The organism is Streptococcus sp. 3167 (assembly GCF_013277175.1).
In the GTDB taxonomy this organism is placed as follows: domain Bacteria; phylum Bacillota; class Bacilli; order Lactobacillales; family Streptococcaceae; genus Streptococcus; species Streptococcus pseudopneumoniae.
Window position 1 is genome coordinate 1 of record NZ_VMML01000080.1, and the last position, 564, is coordinate 564.

The window sequence follows — 564 nt, forward strand, 5'->3', positions numbered from 1 at the left end:
GTTCCCCTTTCCCAAGAGGCATAGGGGTGCGCATAATAGATATGTTCCTCAGAAAATACATCAGACAAGCGGTTAAATTCTGTACCATTATCTGCCGTGATGGAAAGAATTTGATGTTGTTTTAAGATGAGTTTTAAAGCCTGATTGACCGCCTCAGCACTTTTATTTGGAATCAATCGGATAATTTGATGCCTAGTCCTTCGATCAGTTAAGACCAGTAAACAATAATTTTTCACCCTTGTAAGCAGAACCGTATCAATCTCATAATGCCCATTCTCCAATCGCAGATTGATAGCTTCAGGACGCTGTTCGATAGATTGACCAGGGGGTTTAAAATTGGTGCTAGCTTGTTTCTTAAGCGCTTTTCCTTTTCTAGGATAGAGCAGATCCTGTTTTGACAATCCTAATTTTCCATGATGGATCCAGTAGTAGATGGTAGAAATTCCCACGTTAACGCCCTTAGCCTTGACCATCATTTCAGGCGAAAATTTTTGGTTATGATAGTGGAGAATCTTTTCCTTCAGCTCCTTGTTCAATCTTGATTTCTTGACCGAGCGCTTGCGA

The 564-nt window shown here is 40.6% G+C and carries 1 protein-coding gene; it reads right to left on the reverse strand.

The genetic code is table 11. The features are described 5' to 3' along the window. The coding region (locus tag HT678_RS10180) for an IS30 family transposase (RefSeq protein ID WP_172924961.1) at positions 1-564 on the reverse strand (564 nt) is incomplete at both ends.